Annotated in this window: 23 protein-coding genes; 22 read left to right on the top strand and 1 reads right to left on the bottom strand. The window is 45.7% G+C overall.

Translation table 11 applies throughout. The features are described from left to right. Window positions 1-45 precede the first annotated feature (45 nt). The 10 genes from gntK (at window position 46) to IRE19_RS10190 (ending at window position 7,531) form a co-directional block, all read left to right on the top strand. Window positions 46-1,590: a gluconokinase gene (gene gntK / locus IRE19_RS10235; protein ID WP_203340307.1), complete on the top strand. Its 1,545-nt coding sequence runs from the start codon at window positions 46-48 to the stop codon at window positions 1,588-1,590. Between the two features lie 370 nt (window positions 1,591-1,960). Further along, a complete protein-coding gene (locus tag IRE19_RS10230) occupies window positions 1,961-3,619 on the top strand; it encodes an FAD-binding dehydrogenase (protein WP_203340306.1) in 1,659 nt (552 codons plus the stop codon). A 1-nt stretch (window position 3,620) separates the two neighbouring features. Next, complete coding sequence (locus IRE19_RS10225; protein ID WP_203340305.1) at window positions 3,621-4,049, top strand: DUF4181 domain-containing protein; 429 nt, start codon at window positions 3,621-3,623, stop codon at window positions 4,047-4,049. 20 nt (window positions 4,050-4,069) lie between these two features. Further along, entirely contained in the window at window positions 4,070-4,234 is a 165-nt protein-coding gene (locus tag IRE19_RS10220; protein ID WP_203340304.1) for a hypothetical protein, read from the top strand. Further along, on the top strand, window positions 4,231-4,635 hold the full coding sequence (locus IRE19_RS10215) for a GNAT family N-acetyltransferase (protein ID WP_203340303.1): 405 nt from the start codon (window positions 4,231-4,233) through the stop codon (window positions 4,633-4,635). Before IRE19_RS10220 ends, IRE19_RS10215 begins: the two co-directional genes overlap by 4 nt. A gap of 48 nt (window positions 4,636-4,683) precedes the next feature. Beyond that, window positions 4,684-5,223, top strand: coding sequence for a GNAT family N-acetyltransferase (locus IRE19_RS10210; protein WP_203340302.1), 540 nt, complete (start codon window positions 4,684-4,686; stop codon window positions 5,221-5,223). Window positions 5,224-5,251: 28 nt separating this feature from the next. After that, the gene (locus IRE19_RS10205; RefSeq protein ID WP_203340301.1) at window positions 5,252-5,815 is read left to right on the top strand and encodes a GNAT family N-acetyltransferase; all 564 of its coding nucleotides are present in this window, start codon (window positions 5,252-5,254) and stop codon (window positions 5,813-5,815) included. Then, complete coding sequence (locus IRE19_RS10200; protein WP_203340300.1) at window positions 5,766-6,317, top strand: GNAT family N-acetyltransferase; 552 nt, start codon at window positions 5,766-5,768, stop codon at window positions 6,315-6,317. Before IRE19_RS10205 ends, IRE19_RS10200 begins: the two co-directional genes overlap by 50 nt. Before the next feature lie 37 nt (window positions 6,318-6,354). Then, entirely contained in the window at window positions 6,355-6,723 is a 369-nt protein-coding gene (locus IRE19_RS10195; protein WP_203340299.1) for a DUF4181 domain-containing protein, read from the top strand. Between the two features lie 112 nt (window positions 6,724-6,835). Beyond that, window positions 6,836-7,531, top strand: coding sequence for a Na-translocating system protein MpsC family protein (locus tag IRE19_RS10190; RefSeq protein WP_203340298.1), 696 nt, complete (start codon window positions 6,836-6,838; stop codon window positions 7,529-7,531). Window positions 7,532-7,589: 58 nt separating this feature from the next. Here IRE19_RS10190 and IRE19_RS10185 read toward each other — a convergent pair whose 3' ends face one another. After that, a complete protein-coding gene (locus IRE19_RS10185) occupies window positions 7,590-8,354 on the bottom strand; it encodes a nucleotidyltransferase domain-containing protein (protein WP_203340297.1) in 765 nt (254 codons plus the stop codon). A gap of 106 nt (window positions 8,355-8,460) precedes the next feature. Here IRE19_RS10185 and IRE19_RS10180 point away from each other — a divergent pair, with 106 nt between their 5' ends. From IRE19_RS10180 to IRE19_RS10125, 12 genes are all read left to right on the top strand, one after another. Beyond that, on the top strand, window positions 8,461-9,165 hold the full coding sequence (locus tag IRE19_RS10180; protein ID WP_203340296.1) for a Type 1 glutamine amidotransferase-like domain-containing protein: 705 nt from the start codon (window positions 8,461-8,463) through the stop codon (window positions 9,163-9,165). 2 nt (window positions 9,166-9,167) lie between these two features. Further along, window positions 9,168-9,947: an alpha/beta hydrolase gene (locus tag IRE19_RS10175; protein ID WP_203340295.1), complete on the top strand. Its 780-nt coding sequence runs from the start codon at window positions 9,168-9,170 to the stop codon at window positions 9,945-9,947. Then, window positions 9,944-10,426: a GNAT family N-acetyltransferase gene (locus IRE19_RS10170; protein ID WP_203340294.1), complete on the top strand. Its 483-nt coding sequence runs from the start codon at window positions 9,944-9,946 to the stop codon at window positions 10,424-10,426. The genes IRE19_RS10175 and IRE19_RS10170 overlap by 4 nt, the downstream gene beginning before the upstream one ends. Before the next feature lie 6 nt (window positions 10,427-10,432). Further along, a complete protein-coding gene (locus IRE19_RS10165; protein ID WP_203340410.1) occupies window positions 10,433-10,777 on the top strand; it encodes a DUF6176 family protein in 345 nt (114 codons plus the stop codon). A 254-nt stretch (window positions 10,778-11,031) separates the two neighbouring features. Further along, window positions 11,032-11,868, top strand: a complete 837-nt coding sequence (gene panB, locus IRE19_RS10160) for a 3-methyl-2-oxobutanoate hydroxymethyltransferase (protein ID WP_203340293.1) — start codon at window positions 11,032-11,034, stop codon at window positions 11,866-11,868. 181 nt (window positions 11,869-12,049) lie between these two features. Then, window positions 12,050-12,286: a helix-turn-helix transcriptional regulator gene (locus tag IRE19_RS10155; protein WP_203340292.1), complete on the top strand. Its 237-nt coding sequence runs from the start codon at window positions 12,050-12,052 to the stop codon at window positions 12,284-12,286. Then, window positions 12,279-12,626 carry a DUF2178 domain-containing protein gene (locus IRE19_RS10150; protein WP_203340291.1) on the top strand — a complete coding sequence of 116 codons (348 nt, stop codon included), beginning with the start codon at window positions 12,279-12,281 and terminating at the stop codon, window positions 12,624-12,626. The genes IRE19_RS10155 and IRE19_RS10150 overlap by 8 nt, the downstream gene beginning before the upstream one ends. Before the next feature lie 183 nt (window positions 12,627-12,809). Further along, window positions 12,810-13,397: an RNA polymerase sigma factor gene (locus IRE19_RS10145; RefSeq protein WP_238943163.1), complete on the top strand. Its 588-nt coding sequence runs from the start codon at window positions 12,810-12,812 to the stop codon at window positions 13,395-13,397. After that, the gene (locus IRE19_RS10140; RefSeq protein ID WP_203340290.1) at window positions 13,394-13,942 is read left to right on the top strand and encodes a zf-HC2 domain-containing protein; all 549 of its coding nucleotides are present in this window, start codon (window positions 13,394-13,396) and stop codon (window positions 13,940-13,942) included. The genes IRE19_RS10145 and IRE19_RS10140 overlap by 4 nt, the downstream gene beginning before the upstream one ends. Window position 13,943: 1 nt before the next feature. After that, entirely contained in the window at window positions 13,944-14,627 is a 684-nt protein-coding gene (locus tag IRE19_RS10135) for a YfjL-like protein (protein ID WP_203340289.1), read from the top strand. Between the two features lie 157 nt (window positions 14,628-14,784). Further along, the gene (locus tag IRE19_RS10130; RefSeq protein WP_203340288.1) at window positions 14,785-15,117 is read left to right on the top strand and encodes a YolD-like family protein; all 333 of its coding nucleotides are present in this window, start codon (window positions 14,785-14,787) and stop codon (window positions 15,115-15,117) included. Window positions 15,118-15,568: 451 nt separating this feature from the next. Further along, window positions 15,569-15,853, top strand: coding sequence for a hypothetical protein (locus IRE19_RS10125; protein WP_203340287.1), 285 nt, complete (start codon window positions 15,569-15,571; stop codon window positions 15,851-15,853). Window positions 15,854-15,905: the final 52 nt, after the last annotated feature.

Below are 15,905 nucleotides of genomic sequence, written 5' to 3'. Positions count from 1 at the left end.
GGAAAGATTCCTTTTTCTTTTTCTGCTATATAGAGGAGGGCTCTTATGCCTGAACAGTCATATTATCTGGGAGTAGACATCGGTACCACTTCCACAAAAGCCGTTTTGTTCAATAAAGCTGGCGCTGTATTAGAAGCCGATACCGTTTTTTATGCCCTGGAAACGCCAAGTCCACTGATTGCGGAACAAGATCCGGAAGAAATTTTTCGGGCAGTATTGACCGCTGTGCGCAAAACCATCCGCCAAAGCGGCATTGACGTGCAACAGCTGAAACTGGTGTCATTCAGTTCAGCGATGCACAGCCTGATTGCGGTGGATACGGCGGGAAATCTGCTGACACAAAGCATCACCTGGGCCGACACAAGAAGCTCGAAGCATGCCAAGCACATAAAGGAACAGCTGAACGGCCACGAAATCTACTTGCGTACGGGGACACCGATCCATGCGATGTCGCCGCTCTCAAAATTGGTCTGGCTGAAAGAGGACAAGCCCGAAGTATATGCGCAGGCAGCGAAATTCATTGGCATCAAAGAGTTTGTGTTTCACCATTTATTCGGCGAATACGTCATCGACCATTCCATTGCTTCGGCAACCGGGCTCTTCAACCTCCAGCAGCTGAATTGGGATGAAGAAGCGTTGGCAGTGGCTGGTGTTGCGCCTGCGCAATTGTCGCGGCCGGTTCCGACAACGCACCAGCTGACCGGCCTCGCTCCGGAACATGCCTTGTTTATGGGGATTCCGGAAGAGGTTCCGTTTATCATTGGCGCAAGCGATGGCGTCTTGGCGAACCTGGGCGTTGATGCCATCGAACCGGGTATCCTGGCTGTCACGATCGGCACAAGCGGCGCCATCCGCACCGTGACTTCGGAACCGAAAACGGATCCGAAAGGACGGACTTTCTGCTACGCATTGACTGAAAACCACTGGGTGGTCGGCGGGCCTGTCAACAATGGCGGCATCGTCCTGCGCTGGCTGCGGGATGAGTTCGCTTCATCCGAAGTGGAAACGGCGAAACGCCTCGGCATCGATTCCTATGACGTGCTGACGAAAATTGCCGAGGGCGTCAATCCTGGAGCAGACGGCTTGTTGTTCCATCCATATTTGACTGGGGAACGGGCGCCATTATGGGACTCGAATGCCCGCGGATCGTTTTTCGGGCTCAGCATCCATCATAAAAAGCAGCATATGATCCGTTCTGTGCTGGAAGGCATTGTCTTTAACTTGTATACGGTGCTGCTGGCTGTTGAAGAACTTACCGGGGAACCGGTGCGCATCCAGGCATCAGGCGGCTTTGCCCGTTCGGAAATGTGGCGCCAATTGCTTGCCGACGTGTTCGGCAAGCCGGTGGTCATCCCGGAGAGCTTCGAAAGCTCCTGCCTCGGCGCTGTCGTTCTCGGCATGTACGCCACAGGGGAAATCGAGGATTTCAGCATCGTCTCCGAAATGATCGGCCAGACGCACACGCATGAGCCGGATGAAGCAGCGGCCGGTGTTTATCGGGAACTGTTGCCGATTTATATCCGTTTATCGCGCCTGCTGACAGAAGAATACGAAAGCATTTCAGACTTCCAGCGGAAGCATTTGGAATGAGACGCAGCACCCGAGACCAGAAAGCTGGTTTCGGGTGTTTTTTAGGTTGAATGTTTGGGAATATTTTCTTTATTTATTCTAATAAAATCGGAAAATTGCTTTTGCCTAATCTTATGCACGCTCAGCAAATTATATGCACGTTCAAAATAAAATGCGAATGCTTGGCAATATTTACGCACGTTTAAAATAAAATACGCACGCTCAGCAGAATATGTTCCTAAAATAAATTAAACAATCAGAAAACAACTAAAAATATCTATAATTTTCCAAACCCGCATGATACGATAAAGATAAACTTCAAACTATGGGGAGTTACTCCTCAAGATGGAACAACAGTGCTTAATCATTCAACATCAAGGGGGATGTACGGATGGAATTTGATGCGATTATTGTGGGGGCAGGCCTTGCGGGGCTTGTGGCGGCAGCGGAAATCGCTGACGCAGGCAAAACAGTATTGCTGTTGGATCAGGAGCCGGAAGCGTCTTTTGGCGGGCAGGCGTGGTGGTCGTTCGGCGGCCTGTTTTTAATCGATTCGCCTGAACAGCGGCGCATGGGCATCAACGATTCAAAAGAATTAGCTTGGCAGGACTGGCTTGGGGCAGCCGGTTTCGACCGGGAGCAGGATGAAGATTACTGGGGCAAGAAATGGGCAGAGGCCTATGTGGAGTTTGCAGCAAATGAAAAGCGGAGCTGGCTCGCCGGAATGGGCGTCAGATTCTTTCCAGTCGTTGGCTGGGCTGAACGCGGCGGTTATTTGGCGGAAGGGCACGGCAATTCGGTGCCGCGCTTCCATATCGTCTGGGGAACAGGACCGGGAATCGTTGAGCCGTTTGAACGGCGGGTGCGCGAACATATGAAAAACGGACTGATTGATTATCGGCCGAGACATCAAGTGGATGAATTGCTCACCAAAGATGGAGTGGTGACCGGTGTAGTCGGGTCGCTGCTGGAGCCTAGCGATGCCAAGCGGGGAGAAGCCAGTTCGCGGCAAGTAGTCGCCAATTTCCGATGCGAAGCAAAGGCCGTCGTCGTTACAAGCGGCGGCATCGGAGGCAACCATGACTTGATCCGGAAAAACTGGCCGAGCCGCATGGGGAAAGCGCCGGAAGCCATGTTGTCTGGAGTACCCGAGCATGTCGATGGCAGGATGCTCGCCATTACGGAAAAAGCGGGCGGGCGCATCGTCAACCGGGACCGGATGTGGCATTATACCGAAGGCATCAAGAATTGGAATCCGGTCTGGAGCAAACACGGCATCCGGATTCTGCCGGGGCCATCTTCCATGTGGTTCGATGCCACAGGGGAACGTTTTCCTTCACCGAATTTTCCAGGGTTCGATACGCTTGGAACACTCGAGACCATCCAGAAGACCGGCTATAGCTATTCCTGGTTCATTTTGACGCAGAAAATCATCGAAAAGGAATTTGCGCTATCAGGTTCCGAACAAAATCCGGATTTGACGGGCAAAAGCATTCCACAGGTATTATCCCGTGTCCGTGCTGGAGCGACGGCACCGGTGCAGGCCTTTATGGACAAAGGGGAAGATTTTATTGTAGCGGATACACTCGAGGAACTGGTCAAAGGAATGAACAGCTTGACCGGGGAAGATCTATTGGATTTTGAACGAATCAAAGAACAGATCGAGGCGCGTGACCGCCAGCTCGAAAATCCGTTTTCCAAAGACCTGCAAATCACAGCGATGCGCGGCGCACGGAATTACCGGGGAGACCGATTGATTCGGGTGGCGGCACTGCATAAATTGCTGGACCGTAAAAAAGGGCCGCTTATTGCGGTTCGCCTGAATATTGTCAGCCGCAAAACCTTGGGCGGCCTGCAGACGGATTTATCCGCCCGAGTGTTGAATGAAGCCGGAGAGCCGGTGCCTGGTCTGTATGCTGCTGGAGAAGTGGCAGGATTTGGCGGTGGCGGTGTCCATGGCTACCGGTCATTGGAAGGGACTTTTCTCGGCGGATGCCTGTTTTCGGGCAGAGCAGTAGGCAGAGCTGTGGCTCAAAGGGGAGGTTCTTGAAGTGTTTTTTGAAGGCATAGGATGGCGCGTGATTCTTTTTATAATGGGAGTCGGAGCCAGTACTTTCTTGGTGAATTCCGTCTTGCGAAGAATTTTCGGGGTGGAGAGAAAACCTTTTTTTTCAAAAGATGAAGAGTACGAGGGACAGAAAAAGTGGGACCGGATATTTAATGGCTTATCCGCGGTTGCGGCGTTTTCCGTGCCGTTGTTAGTCTACGAATACGGTGCTGCCAGCCTTTATGTTTTGATGATTTCGATTGTCATCGGCGCAGTCCAGCTGATAATCCGTGCCGCATTTCAGAAAAAACATGCAGACAATCCACATGAGTATATGTACACCTTGCTGGAATCGCTTACGGGTGCCGTTATTTTCATTACTTTCGGTTTGAGTTTATTCCCTGAGTTTTTGGAATACGTCTACAATATCTAACCGGATTGGAGGAGAGAAGAATGGGAGATATAATCGCCGCAATCTTTATTTTAGTACCCGCTTTTATTGTTGCATTCGCATTGAGATGGATTAGAATCATGCGCATCAATTCAGAAAAACAGGTGGAGCAGAATGAAGAAATAATTAGCTTGCTGAAAGCGGACGCACGGGAAGGCAACCGATGAAAGCGGAAAAAGACTTTTTAATACGCTCATATCGTGAAGAGGATTTTCCGGCCATACATGATTTGAATAAACAGGAGCAGTGGAGCAACCTTGTGGAAAAAAAACAGAAGACAGAATGGGCTTGGGGCAATTCTGCAGTAGCAGTCGTAGCGGTAATTGATGGGCAAGTGATTGGTTGTTTGCGTGGACTAACAGATGGCTTTGTCTCTCTCTATGTCTGTGAATTATTGGTTAGCGAACATCATCGTAAATTAGGGGTGGGGAAAACACTGCTCCGCTATGTCCACGAGTTATATCCGGAAACCCGGCTTGAATTACTAGCCAGCAGTACCTCCCACAGCTTCTATGAAACAATGGGCTATCGGCCATTTTATGGCTTCCGTAAAAATGCTGATGAATAGGTTGCCAAGTGTTTCACGTGGAACTTTGTCACGCAAAGGAGTGATCCAGTGAAAGGCGAAAAGGTGTACGTCAGGTTTTTGCATCCCTCAGATGCAGCGGAAAAGCTGGAACTTGAGATAGAAAACAAGGGATTTTTCGAGGCATATGCCATGACCCGTTATCCAGACTTCTATACGCTATCGCTTCAACAGGAACTAATCGGAATTTATGCGGAACAAAAAGAAGATGACCAGGCTTACAGCTTTGGAATCTTTGAAAATGAAACAGATCGATTGGTCGGAACCATCAGCCTCGTGCAAGTGATGCGCGGGCCGCTTCAAAGTGCAGTTCTCGGGTATGCCCTCGATCAGAAACATAATAATAAAGGCTACACCACAGAAGCGGTAAAGCTGGTTGTAGGCTATGCTTTTCGGAAACTGGCGCTGCACAGGATTGAAGCGGGTGTCATGCCTGGAAATTATGCATCCGTACGGGTTCTGGAAAAAGCAGGTTTCCACAAAGAAGGAATTGCGTTGCAAAACGTCCAGATAAACGGTGAATGGCAGGATCATCAAGTGCTGGCCATCATCAATCCGCGGGATCTCTGAACGACAGAATTGAGAGAAGGGTGGTTCTATGCACATTCAATCGAATAGGCTCCAGTTCCGAAATTATACAGACGAAGATTTTCAATTTTTATGGTCGTTGTTGGCCGATCCAGAAATGATCCGTTATATCGGCAAAGGGCAGACGCGAAATAAAAGCGAAGCTCTCGAATTCCTTTATTGGATTTATCGTTCCTATAAAGAAAATCCTCAAAGTGGCTTAATGCTGCTGGTCCGGAAAGAAGACGGCAAGCGAATTGGCCATGCTGGACTGGTGGCTCAGACCATCGAAGGAATTGATGAATTGGAGGTTGGCTATTGGGTAGCCAAGGAATTTTGGGGCCAGGGTTACGCCAAAGAAGCGGCAGAGGCTTTGCGCGACTATGGGCTGCATCAGTTAGGAGAAAAACGCCTCATTTCTCTGATTCAACCGGGGAACACCGCTTCACACAAAGTGGCACAGCATATCGGCATGACAGTAGAGAAAGAAGTTATCCTGTCCGGACAAAACGTCTGTGTCTACGCAATTGAAAAGGAGGGACAAAATGGACTTCCCGCAACTGGAAACGGAAAGGCTGTTGTTAAACAGGATTGAGGAATACGATGCCGGACGGTTTTTTGATATCATGTCGCGCGATGAAGTAACAATTTATTGCGGCATGGATAGTCTGGTCCACTCCGAAGAGGCTGTTGAAATGATTCGTTCCTTCCAAACCAGTTTCAATTTAAAAAGAGGAATGCGTTGGGCAATCCGTCTGAAGGAGACTGGCGATTTTATCGGAACAATTGGTTTGAACAATTTGTATCTGGGCTCCAAAAAAGCGGAAATCGGCTATGAATTGCATCCGGATTATTGGCGCCAGGGGTTCACGCAAGAAGCGATTCGTGGCGTATTAAGCTATGCTTTTGCAGAACTCAATCTGTACCGGATCGGGGCAGTGACCTTTCCGGAAAACCTGTCATCAAACCAGCTGTTGGAAAAGCTCAGCTTTACGTTGGAAGGGCGGCTCCGCGGCTATTTGCATCAGCGAAACCAATCCCATGACGCTTTTATTTTTTCCATTCTCAGGACGGAATGGATGGACGAAAAAAGCTGAAGGATGAACAGAGAATTTCAAGGAGGGAGGGAAAAGCTTGATTGTTGAAGCGCTCCTATTATGCGTGAGTTATATTGTCGTCAACTTTTTTATAAGGCGTTATGTAAGAAAACGCTGGGACATTACAGAGCGCAGGGAATGGCTGTATTGGCCCTTGAACCGGATTCATGCATTGGTTGAAGCATTCTTGATGATTGCTTTCCTAGTCGGGGCATTCACGTTGGGGAATCAATTAATGGGATCCATCAATTGGGTGTATTACCTCTTTCTCTTTTTCTTCATCAGTCTGGTCAGCCGCGCTTTTATGGAATGGAAATACGCTAAAAGCGATAATATATGGATCAGGCAATTATCGGAAGCAGGTATTGTGGCAATCCTGCTGCTCAGTTTTTTTGTCCTTCCCTAAAGGGGAATCAGTTTCGGCCTCTTTTTTGAACGGCTGTAGAGGGTTTAATGCCCGAGGATAGGGGAGTAGCATCTGCAACATGCTCCATCCCACCTAAAGGAGAGAGGCCGTTATGAAGAAAGAAAAAACGACTGAAGCGGAAGTAAGCGGTTACATATCAGGATTATTCCGGGCGCATTTCGGGAAAGGCCCGGCCTCCGTATTCGTGGCAATCCGTGAACCATTCATTATCATTCATTTGCGTGAATTCCTGGCTCCGACTGAAAAAGTACTGATGAGCCAAAAAGAATCGGTCAGAGTACAAGAAATCAGGGATTTGCTTATGAGAGATTTGAAAGAACAAATTAAGCTGGATTTGCTGAAGTCAGCGGAACTGGAAATCAAAGAAATTCATGCGGATTGGAATTTGGAAAATAAAACCGGGTTATTGATTCTGGTGTTGAATGGAGAAGCTGAAGAAAAAGCGCAGGAATGGCCGAAAGATATCGACAAAAAAGCTTTTTATCAAGAAGTGGCGGATGCCAGCAAGAAAGCTCAAAAAGAACCGGATAAGACAGAAGTCGTTTGGCTGAATGAGCGGACGGTATTGATCCGAAGAGAAGGAATTTTGATTGAGATTGAAAAGGAATTGATCAGGAATAACTTCACGGAACAATTGAAATTGGCCAAGCGCCCACTGGAAGCAAAACTCATCTATAATTCCTCGTTGGAGCAGCTGCTAAACAGGAAAATAACCGAGGCCTTTACCGATTGGGATTTTAAAGACGATATCGGTTACATGGTGCTGCTGATTGAAGCGAAAAAGTGAACAAGAAATCCTGAATAATAAAAAGAGAAGCGCCGCATTAGGCGCTTTTCGCGTAGGTTCACTCGATTTCGATCATTTTTTTCATCAGTGGCATAATCTGTTCTTTATCTTTTACTTGTTCTTCCATCCAAAGGTATTCTTGTCTCAACAGCTGTCGGATCTGCGAAGCGGCTTGTGCATGATCTGCCGGGGTCATCTTACTGGAAATCTGTTCGATTTCTGAAAAGACAGCTGCCGGCAATGAACGGCTCACTGCTTTCAAGCCTAATTGCGTCCGTTCTGGGGCGTATCGGTACAATAAGACCCGCGCCAAATGTTCCAGCACATGCGACAGCATCTTCACTGCCCACACCCCGTTTCCTCTGGCACCCGCTTTTCGGTACTGAAATAAAAACCACGCGACATCAATGACATGATCTTTATACTCGGCTGGAGTGATTTCCAGACTCTGCGATTCTGTGAATTGTTCCAGCAGGTTTTCAGGGTCATAAACGACTCTAAAGAAATCTTTTGCCGTAAATGATTCCGCTGTCACCGTAAACAGGTCGATGTGCAGCAAATTATCAAAGACCGCTATAAGCTGCGGAGCAATGATGAGAATGTCATCCTGAAAAAGCACCGGCCGGTATGCTTGAAGATGCGCGAGGCGCTCAGCCAGGAAAGCTTCTTCCTGCTCTTTTTCGACAAGGCAATACAAATCAATATCTGAATGTTCGTCGTGTTCATTTCTGCCCATGGAGCCTTTTAGGAAAACAGCTCGAACATGAGGGCTTTGTATCAAACTGGCTGTGATTTTTTCTACCGCGACTTCCTGTACAAGCATAAGAATCCCCCGATGGCTGATTTTTTTTCTTATTACTATAGCATAGAAGGATAAACCTTCCAATTTGAAGAATAAAGAGAAAAAGAAGCAAAGAAAGGTGAGAAATATGCGTCAAATTATTGCTATGGGCGGTGGAGGGTTCTCGATGGAACCTGATAATCCATTACTTGACCGATACATATTGAAGCAAGCCAATAAACCCTGCCCAAAAATCTGCTTTATTCCGACAGCGAGCGGAGATGCAGACAGCTATATCGGAAAGTTCTATGATTTTTTCAACCAGCAGAACTGCGTGCCAAGCCACCTGTCTTTGTTTAAACCGCCGACACGGGATTTGGAACAGTATGTACTGGACCAGGACATCATTTATGTAGGCGGCGGCAATACCAAAAACCTGTTGGTGCTCTGGAAAGAATGGGGATTGGACAAAATGTTAAGAAAAGCCTGGGAGCAGGGAATCGTCTTAGCTGGCCTCAGTGCCGGCTCGATCTGCTGGTACGAAGAAGGTGTTACGGACTCCTATGGAGATACACTCGAACCGCTCCAGGCATTGGGTTTTCTGAAAGGCAGCCATTGCCCGCATTATGACGGAGAAGCCGATAGAAGGCCGGCATACCGGCGGTTCATCACTCAAGGAATCCTGCAAGCAGGGATTGCGGCGGATGATGGAGCGGCCATCCACTATATTGGACAAGACATCAAGCGGATTGTTAGTTCGAGACCGGCTGCTAAAGCTTATCGGGTGAATACGGACGGGGAAGAAGCGTTGGCAGTGGAGTATTTGGGATCTACGAAACATAAAGGAGAATAGAAATGCTGGATATCTTTCCGATGACGATGAAAGCTTTTAAACAAGACCGCGTGATTCGGGTCTATCTGCCACAAAACTATCCATCCAGCAATAAAAAGTACCCTGTGCTTTACATGCATGATGGCCAGAATGTCTTTCAGGACGATAGAGCCATTGGAGGAGTATCGCTGGAGCTTGAAAAGTATTTAGATGAACAAGAGTTGGATGTCATTGTGGTAGCCATTGACCAAAACAGTGATGAACGAAAAAATGAGTATTGTCCGTGGGAGAACGGGGCATACAGCAAACGGTTTTTAGAAGTGGAAGCTCCTTCTTTTGGAGGAAATGGAGCAACCTATATTGACTTTATTGTCGAAGAGCTGAAGACTTATATCGATAGAACATACAGAACGAATAAGAATCACACAGCAATAGCGGGAATATCAATGGGTGGCCTGATTAGTTTATATGCTGCTTGCCGATACTCTTCGATTTTTAAAGACTTGATTATATTGTCCGGCGCATTTTACGCAAATCAGGAAAAAATGGAGGAGTTGCTGAAGACGGCAGACCTATCCGAGATCCGCAGTCTGTACATGGACTGCGGAACAAATGAAGGAGGCATGGGAACCTTCTTGAGCAATGAATTCCTTGCTTCAAATCAGGCCATTTATGAAGCCATCAAAAGAAATATGCCTGCAGCAAAATTCAAGGTATTTGCGGGTCAAGGACACCATTATCGTTCTTTCCAAAAAAGAGTGCCACAGCTTTTTTCTTTTTTAACCAATGGGGTGCCCTCATGAAAATCAAATTGGAAAAAGCGACTGCCTTGGATGCTCCCGCTATTCTGGCCATGCAAAAAGCGGCTTTTCTGCCGCTGTTGGAGCAGTATCAGGATCATGACACCAATCCAGTGAACGAAACACTGGAACGGGTACTCGGCAGAATCAGTGATCCTGCTTCAATTTACTATAAGATTGTCGCGAAGGAATACATGGTCGGAGCAATTCGGATCAAATGGGAGGAAGAACGCCGGTTTTGGGTCAGCCCGTTGTTTGTGGACCCTCTTTATCAAGGGCTTGGCATTGCACAGAAAGCGATGGAACAGGTGGAACTTCTGCATGCGGAAGCGGAAACTTGGGAACTGGCCACAATTTTAGAGGAGGAAGGGAATTGCCGGTTCTATGAAAAATTGGGTTACCTGGCAACTGGTGTCACCAATCAGTTAAACGATAACGCCACTCTGGGTTATTTCAAAAAAACAGCAAAGGACGTAATCTAAATGAAACTGACCGCAGAGCTTTCGCGATTCAAAGTCAAACAAGGAAAAATGGAAGCAGTCGAACAATGGATGGCTTTTTTGAATGATCATATGGGCCATGTGCTGCTGACACTTGATGATGAAAAGATGTTCGTCGAAACCATCTTCAAAGAAGAACGGGACGGTGAAGCCTATTTATACTGGTACTCGGTGCAGGGAGAAGGCGGAACCGAACTGGAGAACTCCAGCCACGAAGTGGACAAAAAACACATGGAGTTCTGGAATGAATGCATTGATTCTGCCTATGGTTCAGTGGACATGGAGCCTCAGGTTGTCATGATTCAAGAAAAAGTAAGAGCAGCTATGGAATAGATCCGTTTGTGTGGAATTGACCGCAACTTCGTACATAAACCATGTTCCAACATCCAAGCTTCTGCTATAGTGGCAATAAGGGCGGTATCGTTGTTGAACTGCACCCGTATAAAGACACTCAACAATTGCATAGTTCTGCCTTGATCTTACATCGACAGGGACGGAGAAAACCACTGATACTTATTCTGCCCGTCTGTCCAGTTTTGGAATGGATGGGCTTTATTTCGGTTTTCCTCCCAAAAGGAGAGAAAAAAATGAAGAATACAGCCTCACTCATTAAAATGAAAGTACAAAATGAAAAAATCGCCATGCTCACCGCTTATGATTATCCGTCAGCGAAGCTTGCCGAGCAGGCTGACGTGGATGCGATTCTGGTCGGCGATTCTCTTGGAATGGTCGTCCTGGGATACGATTCCACTGTGAAAGTGACGGTCGATGACATGATTCATCACGGCAAAGCAGCCCGTCGCGGTGCACCCGATACTTTTTTGGTGGTGGATATGCCTTTCGCTTCGTTTCATGGCAGCCTGGAACGCACACTGGATAACGCGGTCCGTATTTTCCAGGAAACCGGAGCGGAAGCGGTAAAGCTTGAAGGTGCGGATGAAGTCGTGGAGGTAGTGAAATTGCTGACACGGACCGGCATTCCGGTTGTCGCGCACCTCGGTCTGCTTCCACAGACAGCAGGGGTGCTGGGCGGCTATAAAGTACAGGGGAAAACAGCAGACGCCGCGCAAAAGCTGATCGATGATGCGCGGGCATGTGAAGCGGCAGGAGCCTGCATGCTCGTTCTCGAATGCATCCCTTACCAATTGGCGCAAAAAGTAACCGCAGCATTGATGATACCGGTAATCGGCATTGGAGCCGGCAGCGAAACAGACGGACAAGTCTTGGTTTATCACGACGTCCTGAAGTACGGAACCCATCATTTGCCGAAATTCGTGCGTTCTTACGCGGAAACCGGGGACTTGATGAAAGACGGCCTGACCCAGTACGTCGACGAAGTAAAAACCGGCGCTTTTCCTGCAGAAGAACACCGCTTTACAATGAAAGAAGAAGAACTCCAACAATTGTACGGAGGAAAAGAATAGAAAGAAGAATAAACCCGGCATCTTGAAAAAGATGCCGGGTTTTTCATGTGTATTTATTGCAGAACCATATACGGATTCTTATGTAGCAATAGCTGGAAATAAAAATATTATTTTATTAAGTATAAGTTTACTTTACTTTAATAAAGAATTGATTTATTATAATTTTTAAGAGGTGATGATCATGAAGAAAGATTTTGGGGACTCGATATCCAATAAGGTTTATGAATATCGGGTGCTTGCCAGAATGTCTCAGCAAGAATTAGCGGAAAAAGTGGGAGTTTCCAAACAAACCATCTTTGTTATGGAAAAAGGGAATTATGTTCCAACCTTGCTGTTAGCTTTCCGAATTGCCGACTTTTTTAAGGTTGATGTAAACGATGTATTTACTTATGTAAAAGGAGATGGTCAAAATGAATAATTTTATCGCGAATATCCATCACGCTATTTTCGATCCTTTTAGGACTTGGGCTGAACAATCTACTGGGAATTGGAATATTCTCATCGGGATTGGATTTTTACTGCTCATGGGCAGTCTGATTCTTCTTTATGTGTCTTATAAGAAGATGGGGGAAAGCGATGAACGGACAAATCTATTGTCTTTAAAGAGCTGCTACTGGATGCTGTTGGCCATCATTTTGTGTGACGTCATCTTTCCGAAAGAGTATATGTGGACAATCTTTTTCCTGTTCAAATATTCGTTGGCATTTTTAGCTGGCGGTATCTACCTGGCTGTCCAGTATAAAAGGGATTTTGCATAAAAACTACCAGACATGGATAGAGGGGAGGGGATGTAGATTGATTACATTCTCTCTTCTTTTTGTTTATACGGAGAACTTCAGTGCTGGACTGAAGTCCTTTTTGTCGTTTAAAGCATTCTTTTGCTAGCTTCAATTTGGATTAACGAAATATTTCCGAAACGATAGGTGGGGAAAATCTATGGAATGATAGGGGAAAGAAAATTTATTAAAGGATTTTGTAACGAAATAGATGGTGGCGGTATTAATACTAAGAACAGCAAGAAAGCGAGGGCAGTGATGAATAAGCTTAATGAAGAATACGAAAAACTTCACCCAAAAATCTATGCGTTTTTCTATGCGAAGACAGGCAATCAGGCGACGGCTCAAGACCTTTGCCACGATACCTTTTATGAAGCGTGTAAAAGTATAGCGTCTTTTAATAACCATTCTACACTGTCCACGTGGATCTTCTCGATTGCGAATAACTTACTGAAAAAATATTATCGAAAAAACATGTATCAGCAAAGCTTAATGCAAAAACTCGCAGAGATTCCAGAGGCTGAAATTCATTCGCTAGAAGAGTTGGTAGAAATCAATGAAGACACAAAACTACTGTTGCACCACATTTCGAAACTGGATGATGCTTCAAGAGAAATCGTGTTGCTTCGGATATATGGAGAGCTGAGTTTTGCAGATATCGGCGTCTTAATCGGCAAATCAGAAAATTATGCGCGTGTAACATTTCACCGTTTGAAATTAAAAATTCAAAAACTGCTGGAGGTGACGTTATGAAGAATGAATGTGCAATTGTGCAAGATCTTCTGCCTTTATACGAAGAAGAGTTATTGCAGGTAGAGACCAAACAATTTATCGAAGAACATTTGAAAAGCTGCAAAGAGTGCCGTCTTCTTGCGGAACAATCACAAATTCCGTTGCCCGCCAAAGTAGAACCGGGAGAGCCTTCGAAAAAGATGATCCGTAAAATAACGTTACGGCTGACCACAATTCAGATTTTCTTTGTGGCGATTGCCTTTATGTTCGCGATGGGTACAACCATTATGAATGACAATGCGGGTTTTATTCTGACCTACACTATCTTGGGGCTGGTCACGTATCTCTTTTACCGGTCGGTCCTTATTGCTGTTCTTCTTGCAGGTGTGCCCAACTTCATCTGGAATTGCCTGTTGTACATGACGGATCTGCTTGGTGAGTTCTATGCGGAAAGTTTTTGGGAAGCACTTCAATTAGCACTGTTTTCACTAACCATCTATCTTGTATTTACCATAATCGGCATTGTCATCGGTTTCTGTATTCTGAAAATAATGGAGGAAAACTAATATGAAAAAGAAAATAATATACGGTACGATCGCAATTTTATTAATTGCTGCTGTCGTGTTCGCTTATATACAAATGAGCGGGAATCCATTCGAAAAAAACAGAGCGCAAGAGAGCTTGGAAACGTTTTTAGACCAAACGTATCCGGACATGGACTACAAGATCAAGCGGTCGGCAGATTATGGATGGACCGATGCTACTTTTCGTTTTACCGTAATGGAAACGGAAGCGATAGGAGTGGAAACGGCTTATGAATACGATGTCTCTGCTATTGAACCATACGGAATTCTGGGCGACACCATCCACTTCTCCAAGGTCGACAAAGAAGCTTCGAAAAAATTAAATACCGAGGCAGAGCAATACATTCTGGCGCTTCTTCAGAAAAAAGTTCCAGAAGTCGGCGATGTGGCCACAGACGTAGAGGTTTACGACAAACAAGCAGAAGAATGGACACCCCAAACGAAAACACCCAAACCAATTTTGATTATGCTGGAAATTGAAAAAGGGAATTTGTCTAAAGAGCAAATGCTGCAGCAGAGTCGGGAAATACAAAAGCAATTGAACAGTGAATCCATCGATTATTATCTAGCTGAAGTAGGATATCACCACGTTGTTGAGGGCGAAGAAATTTATGACTACACCAGCTTTACGCCAGAGCAGGAATTAACGATAGACGATGTAAAGTAAAAAGCTGCCAACATATTGAAAAAGAGGAGGTTGAAAAACTTCTTCTCTTTTTTTGCAGTTCTTCTTCAAAATAAAAAAACTTCTCTGAAATAGAGCAATTCCTCTTTTAAATGGGTATAATAAGAACAAATGTTCTTATTTAAAGGGAGTGTAGGGTATGGAGCAAAGAAACATTACCGGCAAAACAAATGAAAGAAGACAAACAAGGTGGGATGGCCTTTTCGTGTCGGAACATGCGTGGGATTCCATTAATGATCCGCAGCCGATGCTCAGCGCCGATGAACAAGGAGCCATCATTGATATGTTGATAGTAGCCTGCGAACGGCAGTGCACGATATTTATCCAATCCTGGCAGGACCGTCATTTCCACTATCACCGTTGCATAATTCAAAAGCTGGACCAAGAGCAGTGGACCATCACCTATGAAGATGCGTTCGGCGAGTGGCGACTGCCAATCGGTATGATTATATCTATACATATGCTTGATTGAATGATAAATTCTTTAAATTTATATAAGTTGAACTAAAGAAATAACATTTTATATACCACTTCGACTCTGAGAAAAAACTCTAAAGATATGGAGTAAAACAGCGAAGAAGAGCGTACTGCTCCTGCATCGCTTCGCTGCTTCGTCGCAAAGACGTAGCCTCGCAAGCTTCGGCTACTGTCTTTCCTGCGGCTTAGCGAGACGACCGATACACCGCAGGGAGCGCAGCGGACGAGGAGGATTGGGCGCGAGCCCGCTGGCAGGCGGCACCGCGACGTCCTGTCGCGCCGGCTGCATGACCCACATCCTGTGGGCCCGAAAGCGTAGCTGTTTTACGGAATATCGGCTCCTACAAATCATTAGTTCAACTTATATAGAACTTATTAGCGTAATGAAAAGATGCAGTTAAAGTAAAACTTACAGTAAAGTAACCTTGAATTTTAGGAGGAGAAAAATGCATAAAATCAGCAAACAGGAAGAAAACGAATTTCCGCTATTTACTACTCATGAAGAAGCGATAACTTATTTTGAAGAAAAATATGGAGAGAAGTTTGTATTTGAAGAGTCTTCGGATACCAGTGATGGATTGTGTTTCTTCTATCGGTTAATTACAGACGAAGAGGCCTATATAAAAGGGATATCAGAATTGAATTCTACTGGATACATAGGAATTGAGTTTAAAAATAGCTATCAACCGATCCAAATTATGGAGAACGGCAGTATACAAATCGATCATTAAGAAAAATTGTTCGATTAAAACATCCATCCAAAATGCTTAGGCTATCCGATAA

It is taken from the genome of Planococcus beijingensis, assembly GCF_016820615.1.
Lineage (GTDB): Bacteria > Bacillota > Bacilli > Bacillales_A > Planococcaceae > Planococcus > Planococcus notacanthi.
This window is presented reverse-complemented; position numbering and strand designations above follow the sequence as displayed.

Excerpts from the sequence above, each read along its gene's own strand:
- IRE19_RS10135 (WP_203340289.1), top strand. The coding sequence starts at position 13,944 with ATGAAAAAGAAAATAATATACGGTACGATCGCAATTTTATTAATTGCT.
- IRE19_RS10205 (WP_203340301.1), top strand. The coding sequence starts at position 5,252 with ATGCACATTCAATCGAATAGGCTCCAGTTCCGAAATTATACAGACGAA.
- panB (WP_203340293.1), top strand. The coding sequence starts at position 11,032 with ATGAAGAATACAGCCTCACTCATTAAAATGAAAGTACAAAATGAAAAA.
- IRE19_RS10125 (WP_203340287.1), top strand. The coding sequence starts at position 15,569 with ATGCATAAAATCAGCAAACAGGAAGAAAACGAATTTCCGCTATTTACT.
- IRE19_RS10185 (WP_203340297.1), bottom strand. The coding sequence starts at position 8,354 with ATGCTTGTACAGGAAGTCGCGGTAGAAAAAATCACAGCCAGTTTGATA.
- IRE19_RS10215 (WP_203340303.1), top strand. The coding sequence starts at position 4,231 with ATGAAAGCGGAAAAAGACTTTTTAATACGCTCATATCGTGAAGAGGAT.
- IRE19_RS10155 (WP_203340292.1), top strand. The coding sequence starts at position 12,050 with ATGAAGAAAGATTTTGGGGACTCGATATCCAATAAGGTTTATGAATAT.
- IRE19_RS10175 (WP_203340295.1), top strand. The coding sequence starts at position 9,168 with ATGCTGGATATCTTTCCGATGACGATGAAAGCTTTTAAACAAGACCGC.
- IRE19_RS10220 (WP_203340304.1), top strand. The coding sequence starts at position 4,070 with ATGGGAGATATAATCGCCGCAATCTTTATTTTAGTACCCGCTTTTATT.
- IRE19_RS10150 (WP_203340291.1), top strand. The coding sequence starts at position 12,279 with ATGAATAATTTTATCGCGAATATCCATCACGCTATTTTCGATCCTTTT.
- IRE19_RS10170 (WP_203340294.1), top strand. The coding sequence starts at position 9,944 with ATGAAAATCAAATTGGAAAAAGCGACTGCCTTGGATGCTCCCGCTATT.
- IRE19_RS10130 (WP_203340288.1), top strand. The coding sequence starts at position 14,785 with ATGGAGCAAAGAAACATTACCGGCAAAACAAATGAAAGAAGACAAACA.
- IRE19_RS10230 (WP_203340306.1), top strand. The coding sequence starts at position 1,961 with ATGGAATTTGATGCGATTATTGTGGGGGCAGGCCTTGCGGGGCTTGTG.
- IRE19_RS10145 (WP_238943163.1), top strand. The coding sequence starts at position 12,810 with ATGATAGGGGAAAGAAAATTTATTAAAGGATTTTGTAACGAAATAGAT.
- gntK (WP_203340307.1), top strand. The coding sequence starts at position 46 with ATGCCTGAACAGTCATATTATCTGGGAGTAGACATCGGTACCACTTCC.
- IRE19_RS10190 (WP_203340298.1), top strand. The coding sequence starts at position 6,836 with ATGAAGAAAGAAAAAACGACTGAAGCGGAAGTAAGCGGTTACATATCA.
- IRE19_RS10200 (WP_203340300.1), top strand. The coding sequence starts at position 5,766 with ATGGACTTCCCGCAACTGGAAACGGAAAGGCTGTTGTTAAACAGGATT.
- IRE19_RS10140 (WP_203340290.1), top strand. The coding sequence starts at position 13,394 with ATGAAGAATGAATGTGCAATTGTGCAAGATCTTCTGCCTTTATACGAA.
- IRE19_RS10180 (WP_203340296.1), top strand. The coding sequence starts at position 8,461 with ATGCGTCAAATTATTGCTATGGGCGGTGGAGGGTTCTCGATGGAACCT.